At 72.5% G+C, this 18,217-nt stretch carries 16 protein-coding genes; 3 read left to right on the forward strand and 13 right to left on the reverse strand.

The window, feature by feature from the left end:
• Window positions 1–61 precede the first annotated feature (61 nt).
• From aroQ to rpsD, 12 genes are all read right to left on the reverse strand, one after another.
• Window positions 62–505: a type II 3-dehydroquinate dehydratase gene (gene aroQ / locus ABZ374_RS22350; RefSeq protein WP_360313679.1), complete on the reverse strand. Its 444-nt coding sequence runs from the start codon at window positions 503–505 to the stop codon at window positions 62–64.
• Window positions 502–1,596 carry a 3-dehydroquinate synthase gene (gene aroB, locus ABZ374_RS22355; RefSeq protein ID WP_360313681.1) on the reverse strand — a complete coding sequence of 365 codons (1,095 nt, stop codon included), beginning with the start codon at window positions 1,594–1,596 and terminating at the stop codon, window positions 502–504. Before aroB ends, aroQ begins: the two co-directional genes overlap by 4 nt.
• Complete coding sequence (locus ABZ374_RS22360; RefSeq protein WP_360313683.1) at window positions 1,593–2,219, reverse strand: shikimate kinase; 627 nt, start codon at window positions 2,217–2,219, stop codon at window positions 1,593–1,595. The genes aroB and ABZ374_RS22360 overlap by 4 nt, the downstream gene beginning before the upstream one ends.
• Before the next feature lie 4 nt (window positions 2,220–2,223).
• Window positions 2,224–3,408, reverse strand: a complete 1,185-nt coding sequence (gene aroC, locus ABZ374_RS22365) for a chorismate synthase (protein ID WP_360313685.1) — start codon at window positions 3,406–3,408, stop codon at window positions 2,224–2,226.
• 162 nt (window positions 3,409–3,570) lie between these two features.
• Window positions 3,571–4,278, reverse strand: a complete 708-nt coding sequence (locus ABZ374_RS22370; protein ID WP_360313687.1) for an A24 family peptidase — start codon at window positions 4,276–4,278, stop codon at window positions 3,571–3,573.
• 249 nt (window positions 4,279–4,527) lie between these two features.
• Entirely contained in the window at window positions 4,528–5,373 is an 846-nt protein-coding gene (locus ABZ374_RS22375) for a shikimate dehydrogenase (RefSeq protein ID WP_360313689.1), read from the reverse strand.
• Entirely contained in the window at window positions 5,370–6,527 is a 1,158-nt protein-coding gene (gene mltG, locus ABZ374_RS22380) for an endolytic transglycosylase MltG (protein ID WP_360313691.1), read from the reverse strand. Before mltG ends, ABZ374_RS22375 begins: the two co-directional genes overlap by 4 nt.
• Complete coding sequence (gene ruvX / locus ABZ374_RS22385) at window positions 6,524–7,021, reverse strand: Holliday junction resolvase RuvX (protein ID WP_360313693.1); 498 nt, start codon at window positions 7,019–7,021, stop codon at window positions 6,524–6,526. The genes mltG and ruvX overlap by 4 nt, the downstream gene beginning before the upstream one ends.
• 135 nt (window positions 7,022–7,156) lie before the next feature.
• The gene (gene alaS, locus ABZ374_RS22390) at window positions 7,157–9,826 is read right to left on the reverse strand and encodes an alanine--tRNA ligase (protein ID WP_360313695.1); all 2,670 of its coding nucleotides are present in this window, start codon (window positions 9,824–9,826) and stop codon (window positions 7,157–7,159) included.
• On the reverse strand, window positions 9,826–10,185 hold the full coding sequence (locus tag ABZ374_RS22395; protein ID WP_360313697.1) for a DUF6167 family protein: 360 nt from the start codon (window positions 10,183–10,185) through the stop codon (window positions 9,826–9,828). Before ABZ374_RS22395 ends, alaS begins: the two co-directional genes overlap by 1 nt.
• 3 nt (window positions 10,186–10,188) lie before the next feature.
• Window positions 10,189–10,623 (reverse strand): DUF948 domain-containing protein, encoded by a 435-nt coding sequence (locus ABZ374_RS22400; protein ID WP_360313699.1) that lies wholly within the window; start codon window positions 10,621–10,623, stop codon window positions 10,189–10,191.
• Between the two features lie 172 nt (window positions 10,624–10,795).
• Window positions 10,796–11,404, reverse strand: coding sequence for a 30S ribosomal protein S4 (gene rpsD / locus ABZ374_RS22405; protein ID WP_360313701.1), 609 nt, complete (start codon window positions 11,402–11,404; stop codon window positions 10,796–10,798).
• A gap of 242 nt (window positions 11,405–11,646) precedes the next feature.
• Between rpsD and ABZ374_RS22410 the strand changes: the two genes are divergently transcribed.
• From ABZ374_RS22410 to ABZ374_RS22420, 3 genes are all read left to right on the forward strand, one after another.
• A complete protein-coding gene (locus ABZ374_RS22410; protein ID WP_360313703.1) occupies window positions 11,647–12,420 on the forward strand; it encodes a DUF2470 domain-containing protein in 774 nt (257 codons plus the stop codon).
• A 323-nt stretch (window positions 12,421–12,743) separates the two neighbouring features.
• Window positions 12,744–14,243, forward strand: a complete 1,500-nt coding sequence (locus tag ABZ374_RS22415) for a threonine/serine exporter family protein (RefSeq protein WP_360313705.1) — start codon at window positions 12,744–12,746, stop codon at window positions 14,241–14,243.
• 170 nt (window positions 14,244–14,413) lie between these two features.
• Window positions 14,414–15,130, forward strand: coding sequence for an alpha/beta fold hydrolase (locus ABZ374_RS22420; RefSeq protein ID WP_360313707.1), 717 nt, complete (start codon window positions 14,414–14,416; stop codon window positions 15,128–15,130).
• Window positions 15,131–15,193: 63 nt separating this feature from the next.
• Here ABZ374_RS22420 and ABZ374_RS22425 read toward each other — a convergent pair whose 3' ends face one another.
• The gene (locus ABZ374_RS22425) at window positions 15,194–17,746 is read right to left on the reverse strand and encodes an FtsX-like permease family protein (protein ID WP_360313709.1); all 2,553 of its coding nucleotides are present in this window, start codon (window positions 17,744–17,746) and stop codon (window positions 15,194–15,196) included.
• Window positions 17,747–18,217: the final 471 nt, after the last annotated feature.

Here is an 18,217-nt window from a genome sequence, read left to right on the forward strand (position 1 = left end):
GGGGGGGGGGGGGGCGGGCCCCGGGCCCCGGGGGGGGGCCCCCCCCCCCCCCCCGTCCCGGTCAGCCGTCGAGTTCCTCGGCCAGTGCGCGCAGCGCGAGCCGGTAGGAGCCGATGCCGAAACCGGCGATGGTGCCGCTGGCGACCGCGGCCACCACGCTGGTGTGGCGAAAGCTCTCGCGCGCGTACGGGTTGGAGATGTGTACCTCGATGAACGGCGCGGTGCGCTGGGCCACCGCGTCGCGCAGACCGTACGAGTAGTGCGTGAAGGCGCCGGGGTTCATCACCACCGGGACGCGGCCGTCGGCGGCCTCGTGCATCCAGCGGATGATCTCGCCCTCGTCGTTGGTCTCGCGGACCTCGACGGCGAAGCCGAGTTCGGCGCCGAGCCGCGCGCACTCGGCGACCAGGGCCTGGTACGACGTGGCGCCGTAGACGTCGGGCTCGCGGCTGCCCAGTCGGCCCAGGTTGGGGCCGTTGAGCACGAGCACCCGGCGCGCGCTCACGCCGACACCTCGGCGTAGGCGGCGACCAGGAAGGTCGGGTCGGGAGCCTCCAGGACGACCGGCTTGGCCAAGCCGTCCAGGACGATGAAGCGCAACATGTCGCCGCGCGACTTCTTGTCCACGCGCATGGTCTCCAGCAGCTTGGGCCACGCGTCGCCGCGGTAGGTCAGCGGCAGGCCGACCGAGGCGAGCACGGTGCGGTGCCGGTCGGCGGTCGCGTCGTCCAGGCGGCCCGCGATTCGGCCCAGTTCGGCCGCGTAGACCATGCCGACGCTGACCGCCGCGCCGTGCCGCCACTTGTAGCGCTCGGCCTTCTCGATCGCGTGCGCGAGGGTGTGGCCGTAGTTGAGGATCTCCCGTCGGCCGGCTTCCTTGAGGTCGCCGGAGACCACGTCGGCCTTGACCCGGATGGCGCGGGTGATCAGCTCGGCGGTGTCCTTGCCCTGCGGGGCGCGGGCCGCCTCGGGGTCGGCCTCGATCAGGTCCAGGATCACCGGGTCGGCGATGAAGCCGGCCTTGATCACCTCGGCGAGTCCGCTGACGTAGTCGTTGCGCGGCAACGATTCCAGCGTGGCCAGATCGGCGAGCACGCCGGCGGGCGGGTGGAACGCACCGACCAGGTTCTTGCCCTCGGCGGTGTTGATGCCGGTCTTGCCGCCGACGGCCGCGTCGACCATGCCCAGCAGTGTGGTGGGCATCGCGATCCAGCGCACACCGCGCAGCCAGGTGGCCGCGACGAAGCCGGCGAGGTCGGTGGTGGCGCCGCCGCCGATGCCGACGATCACGTCGGAGCGGGTGAAGCCGGTCTGCCCCAGCACCGACCAGCAGTACGCCGCGACCGCGACGTCCTTGGCCTCCTCGGCGTTGGGCACCTGGATCGCGATCGCCTCGTAGCCCTGCGCCGCGAGGTCCTCGCGGACCGCCTCGCCGGTTGCGGTCAGCGCCTCGGGGTGCAGGATCGCCACCCGGCGGGCGGCGGTGCCGATCAGGCCCGCGAGTTCGCCGAGCAGGCCGGCGCCGACGAGCACGTCGTAGGGCTCCGCGCTGCCGCCGACGCGGATCCGGACGGGCTCGGAGGGGTTGCCGCTCATCGATTCACGTCTTTCTCGGGCACGGTCCGCCCGGATGGGGTCGGGTCGGTGGCGGTCCGTCCGGCGAGGCCGAGGCCGACCCGGATCTCGGCTGCCACGTCCTGCGGGGTGCGCCCGGCGGTGTTCACCGTGACGGCGGCGACCTCGGTGTACAGCGGTCGGCGCTGCTCCATCAACTCGCGCCAGCGGGCCCTGGGGTTGCCCACCAGGAGCGGGCGCGGCGCGTCCAGCCCCACCCGCTTGACCGCGTCCGCGATGTCGACCTCCAGGAAGACCACCCGATGCCCCTTCAGCAGCACCCGGGTGGCGTCGTCCAGGATCGCGCCGCCGCCGAGCGCGAGCACACCGGTGTGTTCGACCAGGGCCGCGGCGACCGCCTCGTGTTCGAGCGTCCGGAAGTGCGGTTCGCCCTCGTCGACGAAGATGTCCGGGATGGACTTGCCGGCCCGCGCCTCGACGTCGGCGTCGGTGTCGCGGAAGCCGACCCCGTGCGCCTCGGCGAGCAGCAGGCCCACCGTCGTCTTGCCCGCGCCGGGCGGCCCGACCAGGACCACCAGCGGGCGGGCGCCCTCGTCTTCGCTGTGCACCGTCTCGATGTCCCCTGCGTCCCCGGTGTCCGCCATCGCGCTACCGAATCTCCAGCGCGTCCAGGTAGCCGCGCACGTTGCGGGTCGTTTCGGCGACCGAGTCGCCGCCGAACTTCTCGGTGACCAGGTCGGCCAGCACGAGCGCGACCATCGCCTCGGCCACGATGCCGGAGGCCGGGACGGCCGCGACGTCGGAGCGCTGGTGGTGTGCCTGCGCGGGCTCGCCGGTGCGCACGTCGAAGGTGGCCAGTGCGCGGGGCACGGTGGCGATCGGCTTCATCGCCGCACGCACCCGCAACACCTCGCCGGTGGACATGCCGCCCTCGACGCCGCCGGAGCGGTGCGAGGTGCGCTTGGCGCCCTCGGGGGTGTTGACGATCTCGTCGTGCGCCTTCGAGCCGCGCACCCGGGCCAGTTCGAAGCCGTCGCCGAGTTCGACGCCCTTGATCGCCTGGATGCCCATCAGCGCACCCGCGAGCCGCGAGTCGAGCCGACGGTCCCAGTGCACGTGGCTGCCCAGGCCCGGCGGCAGCCCGTAGGCGAGCACCTCGACCACGCCGCCGAGGGTGTCCCCGGCCTTCTGCGCGTCGTCCACCTCGGCGACCATCGCGGCCGAGGCGTCCGGGTCGTAGCAGCGCACCGGGTCGGCGTCCAGGCGCTCGGTGTCGTCGGGGCCGGGCAGCACGCCCGCGGGTGCCTTGGCCGCACCGAACTCGACCACGTGGCTGACGATCCGGATGCCGGCCACCTGCTCCAGGAACGCCTTGGCGACCGCGCCGAGCGCGACCCGGGCGGCGGTCTCCCGGGCGCTGGCCCGCTCCAGGATCGGCCGGGCGTCCTCGAAGCCGTACTTCTGCATGCCGGCCAGGTCGGCATGGCCGGGGCGGGGCCGGGTCAGCGCGGCGTTGCGGGCCTGCGCGGCGAGCACCTCGGGGTCCACCGGGTCGGCCGACATGACCGTCTCCCACTTGGGCCACTCGGTGTTGCCGACCATGATCGCCACCGGGCCGCCCTGGGTGCGGCCGTGCCGGACGCCACCGAGGAAGGTGACCTCGTCGCGCTCGAACTTCATCCGCGCGCCGCGCCCGTAGCCCAGCCGGCGGCGCGCGAGCGCGTCCGCGACCAGGTCGGTCGTGATGGGCACGCCGGCGGGCAGCCCTTCGAGGGTGGCCACGAGTGCGGGGCCGTGCGACTCCCCGGCGGTCAGCCAGCGTAGGTTGCCCACGAATGCTCCTTTTTGCGCTTGCCGCATACCGCGTCCGGGGGATGCCACGGGGGCCGTCCCGGTTGCGCCCGGCGGATGTCCACCCGAATCCTTTCATGCCGGCGGCGGGCCCTCATCGCCGCGTCCAGGTGTCGGACAGCCGCCGCGCGAGCCGGAGTCGTCTCACCAGGCGAGATGCAATCGGGACAACTCGGTGCCGCACAACACCCCGCCCAGCGCCCCGAGCAGCAGCCAGGGCCCGAACGGCAGCCGACTGTCCCGACGCACCCGCCCGGCCGAGATCAGCACCGTCGCGGTGAGCCCGGCGAGCAGGAACGCCAGGAACGCGCCGGTGACCAGCACGCCCCAGCCCAGCCAGGTCAGATGCAGGCCGAGCACGCCGGCGAGTTTGACGTCGCCCATGCCCAGGCTGCCGCGGGACAGCGCGGCCAGGCACACGTGGTATCCGGCCAGCGTGACGCCGCCGAGCAGGGCCCGTCGGTAGGCGGTGAAGTCGCCCAGGGCGAGCGACTCCATGCCCAGCAGGGTCAACCCGGTGGCCAGCGTCACCAGCAGCACCGGGTCGGGCAATCGCAACGTGCGCACGTCCACGATGGCCAGCGTGATGCCGGCGACCGCGAGCACCAGGAACGCGAGCAGGTCCAGGCCCGGCCCGAGCCGCCAGGCCAGCAGGGCGCAGACCAGGGCGGTCAGCGCGGCGACCGGCAGCGGACCGAACCGCCCGGTGGCCGCCGTCACCGGTTCGGCGACGACCGGCGAGCGCGGCCCCGGGCCGGCGCCCTGACCGAGCAGGAGATGGATGGGACGGGGCAGACCGAGCCCGGCGACGAAGCCGAGCAGCGCGCAAACGAGAGTGAGGCCGAGGAACACGCCTGTGACGATACGCAGAATCCAATGCCGGTCACGTTCCGTCGTACCCAGGGCCGATCCGATGATCGCAAGGATCCCGCTGCCTGGGGACGACGGATTCGACCGAGGGCACCCCGATCGGTCGGGCCGAAATCCGCCCGGCCTCGACCGGCCGTGCCTCGACCCGCCCGCCTCGACCCGCCCGGGTCACGCGGACCCCGGCGGCCATCGGCTCGCGCCGATCAACCCCGACCGATCAACCCCGTGTGCTCAACCCCGCCCCGCCAACGCCGCCTCGCCCGCCGCGCGCATCGCGGCCAACGGCCCCGGCCGTCCGGTCATCAGCTCGACCTGGAGCACCGCCTGGTGCACGAGCAGGTCGAGCCCGCCCACCACGGTGCCGCCCGCGTGGCCCCACGCACCCGCGAGCGCGGTGGGCCACGGGTCGTACACGACGTCGAAGAGCACGCCGGGCCCGGTGGGCACCTCGATCGCGAGGTGGTCCACCGCGCCCTTGGGCGTGGTGGCCACCACCAGCGGCGCGCGCAGCGCCTCGGCCGCCTCGGTCCACGAGCACACCCGCACCGCGACGCCCAGCCGCTCGCCCGCCACCCGCATCTCGCGGGCCCGCTCCTCGCCGCGCACGTACACCCGCACCGGCCCGTCGGTGATCTCGCGCAACGCGGCCAGCGCCGAGGTCGCGGTGGCGCCCGCGCCGAGCACGGCCGCCGACTCGACCCGGTGCACGCCGCGTTCGCGCAGCGCCGCGACCAGGCCCGGCACGTCGGTGTTCGCACCGAGTCGCCGGCCGTCGGCGGCGCACACCACGGTGTTCACCGCGTCCACGTCGCGCGCGACCGGCTCGATCTCGTCCAGCAGCGGACGGATCGCCCGCTTGAGCGGCATGGTCAAGGACAACCCGGCCCAGGACGCGTCGAGTTCGGCGACGAAGCCCGGCAGGGCCGGCTCGTCGACCTCGAACGCGTCGTAGGACCAGTGGGTCAGGCCCAGTTCGGCGTACGCGGCCCGATGCAGGACCGGCGACAACGAGTGCCGGATGGGCGAGCCGAGCACGGCGGCCCGGCGCGGGATCGGGGTCGGTGTCGGGGTCGTCACGGGCTCGGGTGTTCCTTGATCCACTTGTTCAACTCGCCCTTGAACTCCTGGAATTCGCTGTCGTTGTCGGTGAACTTCGTGGTGCCCGCGATCGGGTCGACGGTGACGAAGTACAGGTACTTGCCCGCCGGCGGCGACACCGCCGCGTCGATCGCGGCCTTGCTCGGGCTGCCGATCGGACCGGGCGGCAGGCCCTTCTTGACGCGCGTGTTGTAGGGGTTGCTCGCGTCGTTGAGTTCCTTGTTGGTGAGCTGGATGTTGCTCTTGCCGAGGTAGTAGTTGACCGTCGAGTCCAGCCCCAGCGACATGTTCTTGCCGAGCCGGTTGTAGATGACCTGGGCGACCTTGCCCTTGTCGTCGGTGGTCTTGCCCTCGGCCTCGACCAGGCTGGCGATGATGATCAGGTCGTACGGCGACTTGTTCAGTTGTTGGGCCTTCGCCGGGAGGCCGTCCTTGTCGTACTCCTTGACCGCCTTGGCGACCATGTCCTTGAGCACCACGAGCGGGTCCATGCCGGGGGCCGCGACGTAGGACGCCGGGAACAGGAAGCCCTCGATGTTGCCCTTGGCGTAGTCCGGCAGTCCGAGCGAGGGGTCCTTCGCGGCGGCCTCGACCTTCTCCTTCGGCACCTTGAGCGTCTTGGCCAGCGACTCGAAGACCTGGGCCGAGCGCGCGCCGGGCTTGAGGATGAAGTCCTGCTTGTTCTTCGGGTTGACCAGGATCTCGAAGGCGGCCTTGGCGGACATGTGCTTGGCCATCGTGTACGCGCCGGGCTGGATCTTGGACGCGCGCTGGTCCTTGTCCTCGCGGGCGACCTTGGTGAACGCCTCGACACTCTTGGTGACGCCGGCCCGCTTCAGCTCGTTGGCCATCTGGGGGGTGGCCCAACCCTGCTTGATCTCGACCACGAGCGTGCCCGAGCCGCTGCCGCTGTAGTCCGGCGGCGGGCCGAAACGGTCCTTCAGGAAGCCGTAGGCCCAGTAGCCACCGCCGCCGACGACGGCCAGGACGATCACGAGCGCGAGGGAGACCGCACAACCGCTGCGGTTCTTCTTCTTCCGGCCCCGGCCGCGCCGGCCGCCCCGTGAGTTGTCGTCCTTACCGCGTCGCCGGCTGCGCGGCTCCGACTCCATGCGCAGTCCGAGATCGCTCATGCCGTGGGCCTTTCAGAGTCGGAGACGGACCCGGCCGGGGCAGGTGACACGGCCAGGCCCGGAGGACGTCCGGAACCGCGCTCGGTGTCGAGCGCGTTTTGCAGGATCACGATCGCGGCCGCCTGGTCGACGACGCCGCGGGCCTTCTTCGCCTTGACGCCGGACGCCTGGAGACCGCGGGTGGCGGTGACGGTGGTCAACCGCTCGTCCACCAGGCGTACTCCGATCGCCGGGTCGAGCGCGGCGACCAGGCGGCCGGCGAACAGCCGGGCCTTGGCCGCTGCGGCGCCCTCCTTGCCGGAGAGCGAACGCGGCAGTCCGACCACCACCTCGATCGCCTCGTACTCGGCGACGATCTCCAGGACCCGGGCGATGTCGCGCTTGCCTGCGGGCACGGTCTCCACCGGGGTGGCGATCAAGCCGTGCGGATCACTGGCCGCGACGCCGATCCGAACGTCTCCCACGTCGACCGCAATTCGTACTCCGCGTCTCAAGGTCGGCTCTCCGTCACAGAACTCTGCGTCATTGAACTATTCGGGCATGCCGCCCGGTCATACAAGTCCCCCGGTGGTACGGGAGTCCGGTTCCAGACTTCCACACACACCGGGGGAACGAGGGTAGGGGACGACTCAGGAGGCGCGTTCGGAGACTGTCCGGGTGACTGCGGCCAGCGCGTCGGCCACCTTGGTCGGGTCCGAACCGCCACCTTGGGCCACGTCGTCCTTGCCGCCGCCACCACCGCCGAGGGTCTGCGCGGCCACCCGCACCAGCTCGCCGGCCTTGACGCCACGCTCGCGCGCGGCCTCGTTGGCGGCCACCACGACCATCGGCTTGCCGTTCACCACGGACACCACCGCGACCGCCGCCGGGCGCGCCGCCAGCCGGCCGCGCACGTCCAGCGCGAGCTTGCGCAGGTCGTCCGGCGTGGTGCCGTCCGGCAGTTGCGCGGTCGCCAGTGCGACGCCGTGCACGTCCTGGGCACCGTCCACCAGACCCGCGGCGGCCTGGAGCACCTGGGCACCGCGCAGCGCCGCGATCTCCTTCTCCGCGTCGCGCAGCTTGGCCATGATCGAGGCGACCCGCTCGGGCAGGTCCTCCGGGCGGCCCTTCACCACTTCGGTGAGCTGGTTGACGATGGTGTGCTCGCGCGCCAGGAAGTTGTACGCGTCGGCGCCCACCAGCGCCTCGACCCGACGCACGCCGGCGCCGATCGAGGACTCGCCGAGCAGCTTGACCAGGCCCAGTTGGGCGGTGTTGTGCACGTGCGTGCCGCCGCACAGTTCCTTGGAGTAGTCCCCCATGGTGACCACGCGGACCCGGTCGCCGTACTTCTCGCCGAACATCATCACGGCGCCCTGCTTCTTCGCCTCGTCCATCGACATCACCTCGGCGGTGACGTCCAGGTCGCGCGCGAGCACCTCGTTGATCTTCTGCTCGACGTCGGTGAGCACGCTGCCGGGCACCGCGCCCGGTGCGCCGAAGTCGAACCGGAAGCGGCCCGGCGCGTTCTCCGAGCCGGCCTGCGCCGCGGTCGGGCCGAGCGCGTCGCGCAGCGCCTGGTGGGTCAGGTGCGTCGCGCTGTGGGCGCGCGCGATGGCGTTCCGCCGGTTGTTGTCGATCCGGGCCGACGCCTGGGCGCCGACCAGGACTTCGCCGACCTGCACGCGGCCGCGGTGCACCGTGACGCCGGCCACCGGGGTCTGCACGTCGCGGATCTCGACCACGGCGCCGGTGTCCAGCCGGATCCGGCCGGTGTCGGCGAGCTGGCCGCCGCCCTCGGCGTAGAAGGGGGTGCGGTCCAGGATCACCTCGACCTCGTCGCCCTCGTGCGCGGCGGGCGCGGGCACACCGTCGACGAGCAGGCCGACCACGGTCGCCTCACCCGAGGTGTCGTGGTAGCCGGTGAACTCGGTGCCACCGGCCGAGTCCGCCACCTCGCGGTAGACGGAGAGGTCGGCGAGCCCCTGCTTGCGCGCCTGGGCGTCCTTCTTGGCCCGCTGCCGCTGCTCGTTCATCAGCCGGCGGAAGCCGTCCTCGTCGACCGCCAGGCCCTGTTCGGCGGCGATCTCCAGGGTCAGGTCGATCGGGAAGCCCTCGGTGTCGTGCAGCAGGAACGCCACCTCGCCCGGGAGCACCGCGGAGCCGGAGCTCTTCGCCTTGACGATCGACTCGTCGAGCAGTGCGGTGCCCTCCTGAAGGCGGGTCAGGAAGCGCTTCTCCTCGGCCACCGAGACCGCGTCGATGCGCTCGGCCTCCTCGATCAGGTTCGGGTACTGCGGACCCATCGCCTTGATCGTGGTCTCGACCAGGTCGTGCAGCGTCTCGCCGGAGGCGCCGAGCAGGCGCATGTTGCGGATCGCCCGGCGCATCATCCGGCGCAGCACGTAGCCGCGGCCCTCGTTGCCGGGCACCACGCCGTCGCCGATCAGCATCACGGCGGTGCGCACGTGGTCGGCCACCACGCGCAGCGAGACGTCGTCCTTGTGGTCTCGGCCGTAGGTCTTGCCCGCGAGGTCGGCGGCGCGGTCCAGGATCATCCGCGACGTGTCGATCTCGTACAGGTTGTCGACACCCTGCAGGATGCACGCGAGGCGTTCCAGGCCGAGCCCGGTGTCGATGTTCTTCGCGGGCAGCTCGCCCAGGATCGGGTAGTCGTCCTTGCCGGTGCCCGGACCGCGCTCGTACTGCATGAAGACCAGGTTCCAGATCTCCAGGTAGCGCTCACCGTTGACCGCCGGGCCGCCCTCCTCGCCGTAGGCGGGGCCGCGGTCGTAGTTGATCTCCGAGCACGGACCGCACGGTCCGGGCACGCCCATCGACCAGAAGTTCTCCGACTTGCCCAGCCGCTGGATGCGTTCGGCGGGCACGCCGATCACGTCCCGCCAGATGCGCTCGGCCTCGTCGTCGTCGAGGTAGACGGTGATCCACAACTTCTCCGGGTCCAGCCCGTAGCCACCCTCCTCGATCGAGTTGGTGAGCAACTCCCAGGCGAAGCCGATCGCGCCTTCCTTGAAGTAGTCGCCGAACGAGAAGTTGCCGCACATCTGGAAGAACGACCCGTGTCGGGTGGTCTTGCCGACCTCCTCGATGTCGAGGGTGCGCACGCACTTCTGCACGCTGGTGGCGCGCTTGAAGCTCGGCTTGACCTCCCCGAGGAAGTACGGCTTGAACGGCACCATGCCGGCGTTCACCAGAAGCAGCGTGGGATCGTCCGCGACCAGCGAGGCCGAGGGGACGACGGTGTGTCCGCGCTCTGCGAAAAAGCGCAGCCAGCGCTTGCGGATCTCTGCCGATTCCATCAGCTGCCGTCCCTTCGGTCGTACCTTGCTTTGCCTTCGTACAGCTCACGCGGGTCGTACAGATCACGCCCGTCGTGCCAGTCGTCGTGCGGTTCGCGGCTGCCGGGCAACACGCGCCGCACCGGAGCGGGCGGCAACGACGCGGCGGCCACGTCCGCGCCGATCGCGCGGTAGAGCTCCTGCTCGCGTTCGGCCATGCCCGCGCGGATCTCGTCCGCGAAGTACTTGATCGCCTCGCCGATGCCGGTGACATTGTCGGCGACGCCCTCGGGCGTGTACTTGTACGCCTTGTCCTTGACCTTGCGCGCGGCCCAGACGCCGGCACCGGCGCCGACCGCGATCCAGAACAGCCTCGCCATCGGTCAGCCCCTCCCGCGCATGCTGCGCTGCCGTGCGACCTTCTGCGCCTTGGCCGCGATCCGCACCCGGCGGCCGAGTTCGGCTCGCTGCTGCGCGGAGAGCGCGCGGCGGACGCCGTAGCTGAACGCGGCGGTCTTCACGAGCGGGCCGCCCAGGGTGGCGGCGACCGTGGAGGAGAGCGCGGTGGCGTTCGTGGTCATGGTCTGCACGTTGCCCGCGATCTGGTCGACCCGGCCCATCTGGGCATTCGTCGCCCGGACCGTCTCGGTCACCTCGTCGAGCAGCGGAACGGCTCGGTCCGCCACCCCTGCGACCAGGGTCGTGGCCTCCTTGAGCACCTTCGCCAGCTTGACCAGAGCCACCGCGAGAAAGGCGACCAGGATCGCCCAGAAAACCGCGATGATCATCAGCGCGACTTCGCCACCCGACACCGTCATGCGCTCCTTGATGAGTGGGATCAGTCGAGGCGGCAGACATGCGTGGCCGCCTCGGAAAACCCGACCCTACCGCGACCGCGCGGGTCTCCTCGTCCGAGGAAACCCGCGCGGTCGGTGTGGCGCGTGTGTCGACTTGATGCGGCTCGCGTTTCGCGCGGAGCGCGCTCGCGGATCAGCGCGAGTAGTACTCGACGACCAACTGCTCGTCGCAGATCACCGGGACCTCACGGCGCTGCGGGAGCCGGTCCAGCCGGGCCATCAGCTTGTCCAGCCGGGCCTCGATGTAACGCGGGGTCTCGGCGGCGGCGAACCCGCCGGCCTGGACCACCTGGAACAGCGGCTTGGTCCGGCTGCGCTCGCGCACCCCGACGATGTCCTCGGGCTTGAGCCGGTAGGACGGCTTGTCCACCTTGCCGCCGTTGACCTCGATGTGGCCGTGGGTGACCATCTGGCGCGCCTGGTAGACGGTGCGCGCGAAGCCCGCGCGCAGCACGAACGCGTCGAGCCGGCGCTCCAGGTCGACCACCAGTTCGTCGCCGGTCTTGCCCGCGTGCTTGTTGGCCCGGTCGAACGCGGCCCGCATCTGGACCTCGGAGATGTCGTACTGGAAGCGCAGGCGCTGCTTCTCCATCAGCCGGGTCTTGTAGTCCGAGGACTGCTTGCGACCGCGACCGTGCTCGCCCGGCGGGTAGGGCCGGTTCTCCAGGTACTTCGCGGCCTTGGGCGTGAGCGCCACACCGAGCGCACGGCTGCGCCGGATCTTCGGTCGGGTCTGATTCACAGTCGGGTCCTCCGTGCGGGGGTGTTTCGGTGTGGGTCGTCCTGGTGGGCCGCCTGGGTGTGGGTCGCCGCCGCGGTCGGCCCGGTCGCGTCGGCGGTCCCTCGGGGGGCGCCTTCGCTCGGGCCGCCGTGACGCGGGTCGCCTTGCCAAGATCGGTGCACTTAGGTAAGCCTAACCTTAACGACGATGCGTTCGGTAGCCCACACAGGGGTCGCAAACGAGCGCCGCACCTGGAGGACGCCATGTCTGTTCCCACCGAGGCCAACGCCGGGCGTACCGATCTCTCTTCCCGACGACCGCTGACCGCCGAGCGGGCCCGCACGCTGGCCGCGTTCGCCGGGTCGGCCACCCTGGAGCTGCCCGGCGACCGGGAGGAACCGGTGGTCCCGGCCGCCCGAGTCGTCGAGCCGGACGGGTCGCTGCTGCTGCTCGTCCCGGGCGAGACCGCCGCGGTCGTGCTGACCTCGCGCGAGGACGTGGCCGCCGTGCTGCACCTGGTGGACGTCGCGCCGGTCGCCGTGCCGCACCGGGTCCGCGCGCACTGCTGGATCGCGGGCTGGCTGAGCATCCCCACCGGCGCCGACGCCGACCGGGCCGCCACCCTGCTCGCCGAGTCGGCCCAGGACCCCACCGCGTCCCCGCGGGCGGGCACCATCGTGCGTCTGGAGGTCGGCGAAGTGCTGGTCGACGACCTGTGGGGCACCGGGCACGTCGAGCCGGAGGAGTACGCGGACGCCGAGCCCGACCCGCTGGCGGTCCACGAGGCCGAACTGCTCCAGCACCTCGCCGCCGCCCACGGCAACGACCTGTGCCGGCTGGCGAGCCTGGCGGGCGCGCCGGCCTGCGACGAGCGGGTCGCGCCGGTGTCGCTGGACCGGCACGGCATCCGGCTGCGCACCGGCGGGCCCGAGCGTACGTGCGATGTGCGGTTCGAGTTCGAGACGCCGGTCTCGGGTCCGATGCAACTGGGTGAGGCGCTGCGCCGGTTGCTGCAGGGGGTGCACGGGCAGGCGTGATTTCGGGCCGCTGCCGTGCCGGTCGGGACGGGGCGGCGTTTCCGGGTCGCATGATGCGCCCGGGCGCGGGCAGTCTCCCGGTCCGGGATCGGTCGTACGGGGTCGGGCACGGTGGTGCGCGATCCGGCGCGCCCGGGCGCGGCGGCGTCGTGCCGCGCACCCGGCCGCGTCGTGGTGCGCCGTATCGGGTGCCGGGGACCGGCTAACGTTTCCGGTCGCGGCACCGGGTGGCGATCCACCCGGGCGGCTCGCCCCGGCGGACCGGGCGCGAGACCGCCGACGCGGGACGACCGCGACGCGAACGGCGGAAGGGACCACACGGGGTGTCGGAGCAACATTCGCGGCACAGGCCGGAGGAACCTGCGGACGGGGACGGCCGCGACCATCCGAGCCCCCGCGCCCCCTGGGAGCCGGAACCCCGGCCGACGCCTCGCTCCGGGGCCAGCCCGTGGCAGGACCGGCTGCGCACCCAGTTGCGGTTCAGCGGGCACACCGCGAGCATCCCGATCGTGCCCGCGCCGGAGAAGCCGGAGGCCGGCCCCTCGGTGCCGCGCGTGCTCGACCTGGCGCTGCGTACCGGCGAATTGTTGCTGGCCAGCGGCGAGGGCGGGGAGGACGTCGAGGCGGCGATGCTGGGCATCACCGACGCGTACGGCCTGGAACGCTGCCAACCCAATGTGACCTTCGTCGCGATCACCCTGTCCTACCAGCCGTCCCTGGTCGAACCGCCGGTCACCGGCGAACGGGTGGTCCGGCGGCGCGCGGTGGACTACACCCGGCTCGACGAGGCGCACCAGTTGGTCTCGGACATCACCGGCGCCGAATTGACCCTGGAGGAGGCGTACCACCGGCTCGCCGACATCCGCCGCAACCGACACCCCTATCCGCGCAACCTGTTGCTGCTGTCCGCCGGGCTGATCGCGGCCTTCGCCAGCGTCATGGTCGGCGGCGGGGTGATCGTGGCCATCGCGGCCTGCGTCGCGGCGCTGATCGGCGAGCGACTGGCGCAGTTGCTCTCCGACCGCGGCGTCCCGGAGTTCTACCAGTTCGTGCTCGCCTCGATGCCGGCCGCCGCGATCACGGTGACGATGATCAAGGTCGGCGTCGGGATCAATCCGTATGCCGTGGTCACCGGCGGCCTGTTCGCGCTGTTGCCCGGGCGGGCCCTGGTCGCCGCCGTCCAGGACGGGTTGACCGGCTTCTACATCACCGCCGCGGCCCGGTTGCTGGAGGTCTTCTACCTGATCGTCGGCATCATCGTCGGCATCTCGATCGTGATCTACATCGGCGACCAGGTGGGCGTGAAGTTCAACGTCGAAGGCACGTTCAACCTCAACGCCAACCCCCGCCTGGTGCAACTCCTGGCGGCGGGCGGGGTGTCGATGACCTTCGCGGTGCTGGTCCAGGTACGGCGGGTGTTGTTGCCGCTCGCCGCGGCGGGCGGCGCGATCGGCTGGGCGGTGTTCCAGGTGCTGCGCGAGGCGGGCGCCGCGCCGGTGCTCGCGACCGCCGTCGCCACGGGACTGCTCGGGCTGCTCGGGCAGTTGCTCGCGCGCTGGCACGGGACGTCGGCGCTGCCGTACGTGATCCCGGCGATCGGCCCGATGTTGCCGGGCAGCGCGATGTATCAGGGCATGCTCGGCCTGGCCCTCGGCCATACCGACACGGGCTGGCGCAGCCTGGTCAACGCGGCGTCGCTGGCCCTGGCGCTGGCGGCGGGCGTCAACGTCGGCTCCGAGGCCGCCCGCTTCGTGCTCCCGTCCCCGCCCCCGCGCACCGGCCGCGAGATGCGCCCGGCCTCCAAGCGCACCCGCGGCTTCTGACCGCCGGACCCGGCCCCGCGCCTGCCGGACGTGGGGGTTCGTGGGTGGGGGCGGGAACGACGTGGGCGGCGGGGGCGTTCGGGGATTGGGGCCGGCGGGCGGGGATTGCCGCCTCGGCTCGACGACGGGGTCCGGACGGCCGGACCGGGCAGGAAGTATGGAGGCTCCGCATGCCGGACGCGCACGCATCCACCGGGCCGCTCGCGGCGCTGCGTACCTGGTCGCCGCCGAGCGGGACGGACGTTCGCGCGGTCGTCCTGGTCCTGCCCGGCGGTCGCGCGCGCAGCCGGCAACCGGCGTCGACCCGCAATCTGGCCTACCGCCGGATGGTGCCGATCGCCCGGGGCATCCATCGGGCCACCCGCGCGGAGGGTGCCGCCACCTGGCTGCTGCGCTACCGGGTGCGCGGGTGGAACGAGCCCGATCACGATCCGGTCCAGGACGCGTGGTGGGCGCTCGACGGCATCCGGAGCCGGTATCCGCAGGCCGAGGTCACCCTGGTCGGCCACTCGATGGGCGGCCGTACCGCGTTGCGGGTGGCCGAGCACGAGAGTGTGCGCACGGTCTGCGCCCTCGCGCCGTGGATCGAGGACGACGAGCCGTACGAGCACCTCGCCGGCCGGGAGGTGGTGATCGTGCACGGTACGGCCGACCACACCACCAGCCCGAAGGCCTCGCACCGCTACGCGCTGGCCGCCCGGGAGGTCTCCGAGCGGGTCTGCCGCTTCGAACTCGCGGACGGCCACGCGATGGTGCGTCGGGCTCCGGCCTGGACCGACCTGATCCGCCGCACCGTGGTGGGCGCCGTCACCGGCACCGCGGACCCGGAGATCGCCCGGGCGATGACGATGCCGGCTCCGGACGGGCTGCGCGCGATGGTGGGTTGACCCGCGGCGGGCGGCGGGTGGGCCGCTCGTGCTCGCTCGGCGCGCAGGGTGGGCCGGTCCGGCTCACTCGGCACCGATCGCGCCGAGCACGGCGGCACGGGCCGCGGTACGCGCGGGCCAGACCGCCGCGACGACGCCCACGGCCACTCCGAGGGCGAGGAATACGCCGACCGAGTCCCAGGGGACGACCAGCACCAGACCGGGCACCTTGCCACGCAGCGGGCCCAGGATGCCCCAGGCGAGGAACGTGCCCACGGTCACCCCGAGGATCGCGCCGAAGAGGGAGATCACCAGCGATTCGAGTCGCACCATGGTGCGGACCCGCGAGCGGTCGAAGCCGATCGCGCGCAACATCCCGATCTCACGCCTGCGTTCGAAGACCGACATGGCCAGCGTGTTGATCACCCCGAGCACCGCGATCAGCACGGCCATGGCCAACAACCCGTACATGATCCGGAGCAACAGGTCGACGCTGCGGCTGATGGACTGCCGGATGTCGGTGCGGTCCTCGACCATGATCAACGGGTTGTCGCCGATCGCCCGCTCGATCGTGCGGGTGGTCCGCGCGTCGTCGCCGGCGGCGGTCCGCACCAGGATCGACCGGATGTCGCGGTGGGTGGAATGTGCCCGCATCAGCGCGGCCGGCACGGTGACCTTGGTCAACTGTTCGAGATCGCCCTGGAATCCGCCGATGGTGACGCGGCCCCGGGTGCCGTCGGGATAGTCGATCGGGACCACCGAGCCGATTCGCCAACCGCGCTGCTTCGCGGTGTCCGCCGTGACCAGGATCTCGCCTCGGCGCAGCGCCGCCGCGGCGTCCGGCGTGCCGCCGAGGGCGAGCAATCGTTCGATCGCCGCGGGATCCACCGCGATCACCGCGGCGTTGCGACCGTCCAGCGTCACCGTGTCCCGGATCAGCGGGGACGTCGCGGTGACCCCCGGCACACGGACGACGGCGTCGAGCACGCTCGGGTCGACGGGCGCGCCGTTGACGGTTTTGATCCGGTAGTCGGCCGCGACCTCGGCGATGGCGCGTTCCTCGACGGCCTGCCGGATCGACGCGCCGAGCATGGTCAGACCGGCGATCAGGGAGAGGCCGATGGTCAGCGCCGACGCGGTGGCGGCGGTGCGGCGGGGGTTGCGCACGGCGTTGCGGCGGGCCAGTCGACCGGCCGTGCCGAACGGCCGGTCCAGGAACGGCGCGCCCGCCCCGATCACCGGCCGGGACAACAGCGGGGTGAGCAGGAGGATGCCGACCAGGACCAGGAAGACCCCGACGGCCACCGGCACGCGGCCGCTGTCGGCGGCGGTGGAGCGGCCGTACGCGGTGAGCGCCGCGCCGACGGCGGTCATCAGTGCGCCGGTGGCGCTGCGCCCACGCAGGCCGCCGGGGCCGGCGGGTTGTTCGACGGTGTTCAGTGCGGCGACCGGCGGGATTCGGGACGCGCGCCTGGCGGGCAGCCAGGCGGCGAGCAGGGTGGCGCCGGAGCCCACGAGCAGCGCCACCACGATCGTGCGGCCCTCGACGATCATCGGGCCGGCGGGCAGCGGCGCGCCGAACCGCTCCAGCAGCGACCGGAGCACCCCCGCGAGCGCGATTCCGGCGCCCAGGCCGAGCAGCGACGCCGCCGCGGCGACCGCCGCCGCCTCGGCGAGCACGATTCGGGTGACCTGTCCGCGTCGGGCGCCGACCGCGCGCAACAGGGCGAGTTCGCGGGTGCGTTGGGCGACCAGCATGGTGAAGGTGTTGGCGATGATGAAGGTGGCGACGAACAGCGCGATGCCGGCGAAGGCGAGCAGTGCGACGGTCATCTGCCGCGTACCGGCCTCGATTTGGTCGATCTGCTCGCGGGCGAGCGCCCGTCCGGAATCCACCCGCAGATTGTCGACGCGGGGCACCACCCGCGCGGCCGCGTCGCGCAGCGCGGTCTCGCTCGTACCGGGGGCCGCGGTCAGGTCGATCTCGCCGTATCGGCCGGGCGCGACCAGCAGTCGCTGAGCGGTCGCGGTGTCGAACAGAACCAGCGAGCCGCCCGCCGACACCCTCGGGTCGTCGGTCCCGAACACGCCGGTCAGCCGGGTCTCCACCACCGGACCGCGCAGCGCGATCCGCACGGTGTCGCCGACCCGGAAGCCGGCCCCGGCCGCGGTCCGCGCGTCCAACGCGATCTCGCGCTCGTTCGTGGGCCCGTGCCCGGCACGCATCGGGAAGCGCGGGTCGACTCCACCGGCGGTCGGCACGAAGTTGGTCCCGATGGTGCTCCACCCGGATCCGAGCAGGTCGCCGTCGCGGTCCACCACGCCGGTGAAGCCCTCCAGCACGCCCCGCGCCCGCGCGACCCCCGGCAGCGCGCGCAGTCGGGCGAGGGTGTCCTCGGTGAGCGTGGGGTCCGGGCGGCCGTGCTCGCGGGGACCGGTGCGGTCGACGTTGTCGTCGATCACCGCGACGGAAACGTCGGCGAAGCTCTTGGAGGCGCTGTTCTTGAAGGCCCGGCTCAACGTGTCCGTCAGGACCAGGGTGCCGACCACGAATGCGACCCCGAGCAGCACGGCGACGGCGGTCATCGCCAATCTGGCCTTGTACGCGACGACATTGCGCAGAGCAAAACGAAACATGGGCAGCCCCCGAGAGACCGAACCGAGCGATGGGATGCCGCCATCCTCGGCCGCCCCCACCCCCCGGCGCGTCCCCCACCGGTACGGCGTCCCCATCCATCCCACGGCCTCCCCATCCCCCGCCGGCCCCACCGAACGGCCCCTGCCTCCCCCGCAAGACGGACCCCCGCCCCCACCCACCACTCCCAGCGAACAACAACCCACCACCCAAGCCCGTCGCCCGGCGCGGGCAGCGGACGGCAGACGGCGAGCGAACGGACCGACCGCGCGGGGCCGCAGGCCGGGGCGGCGGAACGGCGGCGCGGCGCGGCCGGGCGGTGGCCCGGTGGGGCAGGCTTCTGGACAGGGACGACCGGCGGCAGCCAAAGCGCGGGACGATCGACGGGCGGCAGGGCGGCAGCGAAGGCGTCCGGGCAGGAGCCGACCCGGCGGCAGCCGACGCGCGGGACGATCGGTGACCGGCGCGGATGC

Source organism: Embleya sp. NPDC005971 (assembly GCF_040629175.1).
Classification (GTDB): Bacteria; Actinomycetota; Actinomycetes; order Streptomycetales; family Streptomycetaceae; genus Embleya.

Coding starts and splice junctions, on each gene's coding strand:
- mltG (WP_360313691.1), bottom strand. CDS start 6,527: ATGAGCGATCTCGGACTGCGCATGGAGTCGGAGCCGCGCAGCCGGCGA.
- ABZ374_RS22360 (WP_360313683.1), bottom strand. CDS start 2,219: ATGGCGGACACCGGGGACGCAGGGGACATCGAGACGGTGCACAGCGAA.
- ABZ374_RS22425 (WP_360313709.1), bottom strand. CDS start 17,746: ATGTTTCGTTTTGCTCTGCGCAATGTCGTCGCGTACAAGGCCAGATTG.
- ABZ374_RS22395 (WP_360313697.1), bottom strand. CDS start 10,185: ATGGCGAGGCTGTTCTGGATCGCGGTCGGCGCCGGTGCCGGCGTCTGG.
- ABZ374_RS22400 (WP_360313699.1), bottom strand. CDS start 10,623: ATGACGGTGTCGGGTGGCGAAGTCGCGCTGATGATCATCGCGGTTTTC.
- alaS (WP_360313695.1), bottom strand. CDS start 9,826: ATGGAATCGGCAGAGATCCGCAAGCGCTGGCTGCGCTTTTTCGCAGAG.
- ABZ374_RS22410 (WP_360313703.1), top strand. CDS start 11,647: ATGTCTGTTCCCACCGAGGCCAACGCCGGGCGTACCGATCTCTCTTCC.
- aroB (WP_360313681.1), bottom strand. CDS start 1,596: ATGAGCGGCAACCCCTCCGAGCCCGTCCGGATCCGCGTCGGCGGCAGC.
- ABZ374_RS22420 (WP_360313707.1), top strand. CDS start 14,414: ATGCCGGACGCGCACGCATCCACCGGGCCGCTCGCGGCGCTGCGTACC.